Genomic DNA, 1,696 nt, shown 5'->3' on the forward strand with positions numbered 1-1,696 from the left:
GGTTCTTCCTCACTTTATGTGGAGCGGCGGTAGCATTCGCGCCCTCAAAAGTTCAGGACCTGCCCGACCGTACATTGAGCGCTTGAGGGTCTTGAGGCGGTTGATCTGGCCTTCGGTCTGTCCGTTGCTCCAAGGTAGCTCGATGGCGCTGTTTACGGCTTCGATGTCCCTGCGCAGTACGCGAGCGAACCGCATGATCGGAATGAGTTCGGAGTCGATCGCATCGTCGATCCACGTATCCAGCGGTGCCGATCTCTTGCCGCGAAGGATGCCGTTGAAGCGCATCGCCAGGCGCCGCATCTCGGCGAACGCCTCAGATCCATGCTTCAGGGCATCGACCTTCCTTGCCTGCCAGTCCGTCAGCAGGCCTCGCGGCTTGATACACAGCGCGGCGGCAACCACTGGCGAAATTGCATGACCGGTGTCCGGATCTCGAACCGGTTCCAGCTTCGACGCGACTGGCGGAACGGCATCGCCCTGACCCCTTTCGCCTCGCCGCCAGGCTCCGAGCAAGCGTTCCAGATTGGCGAAGCTGCCGGTGTAGCCGCGCTGCTTGACGTCATGAAACAGATGCCGTCCGCACCGGTTCCCATCCTTCCAGCATTGGGCAAGGAAAGCTTCGAAATACCATGGCGATGTGGGATTCAGTGCCGCCCGCCGCCGGTCTGGCGGAGCCTCGAACTTGAGCCACTTCGTTACGCTGCGACGTTCATAGCCGGTCCGTCTGGCGATCTCGCTGTAGGACAGCCCTTGCTGGCGCAAAGCGTGGAGCATGTCGAATATTTCCTGGCGGGATTGCCTATGCGCAAGACGGGCGCGCCGGCGATGCGTGGCAGCGTCAACAATTGCGTCTTCCGAAAGAATGGCTCTGCCGGTGGCACGCCCGGAAAGGCTCATCTGTTCTTCGATGGCCGAGCGTAGGTTCTGGACCAGATGAAATCGATCGGCGACCTGCCGGGCCTGCGGGGCGCCTTCACGGGTTGCCTGCGCATACAGGCCGCAGCGGTCCCTGCTGACGATCTCGACGCAAGGATGGTCACGCAGCCAGGTGGCCGCACTCTCGACGCTTCGATCGTCCAGGATGTCGATGACCGAGCGGCGCTCGAGGTCGACTATGATGGTTCCGTAGCTCGTCGCCCGCCGCCAACTCCAATCATCGATACCGACTACCCGTATCTCGGAATTGCGTTGAGCAACCCCGGCATCCCGCTTCAACTGCCGCAGGATGGTGTCGTCACTGACCGGCATGCCGAGCCGCTGCATTAATCGCTCGCCAGGACGGCCACCGGCGCTGTGGCCGAGCAGGCCGACAATCTCTCCGACCCTTCTCGTCCGGCGCGCATACGGAGCAGCAACCGTCGGCAGTCGGTCGGTGAATGTTTGTCGCTCGCATTGCGGATGTACACATCGCCAGCGGCTCAGCAGGAGCTTCACTGTCACCGACTGACCCTGGACCGGCAGATCCTGGAGGCTGCGGCGGGACCGGCCATGCCGACTTCGGCTTCGACGTCCACAATCGGGGCAAATGCCGATCGCGGACCCGGCAGCGGAAACAACCCATCCGTCATCAGCAGTGAACGCGACACCCAGTATCTTGACCCCTGGGCCGGGCGACCATTTCGATTTCGTTCGCATGCTCGCCCATAGCGACCCTGTCGCTAACGGCGAATGAACCACACAAAGTGAGGAAGAACCC

General features: G+C 62.1%; 1 protein-coding gene. It reads right to left on the reverse strand.

What is annotated here, in order from left to right:
* Positions 1-9: 9 nt before the first annotated feature.
* Positions 10-1,635: an ISL3 family transposase gene (locus V5F77_RS28680; protein ID WP_429008451.1), complete on the reverse strand. Its 1,626-nt coding sequence runs from the start codon at positions 1,633-1,635 to the stop codon at positions 10-12.
* Positions 1,636-1,696 lie beyond the last annotated feature (61 nt).

Origin of the sequence: Roseixanthobacter psychrophilus, assembly GCF_043195195.1 — a bacterium.
Classification (GTDB): Bacteria; Pseudomonadota; Alphaproteobacteria; order Rhizobiales; family Xanthobacteraceae; genus NCEH01.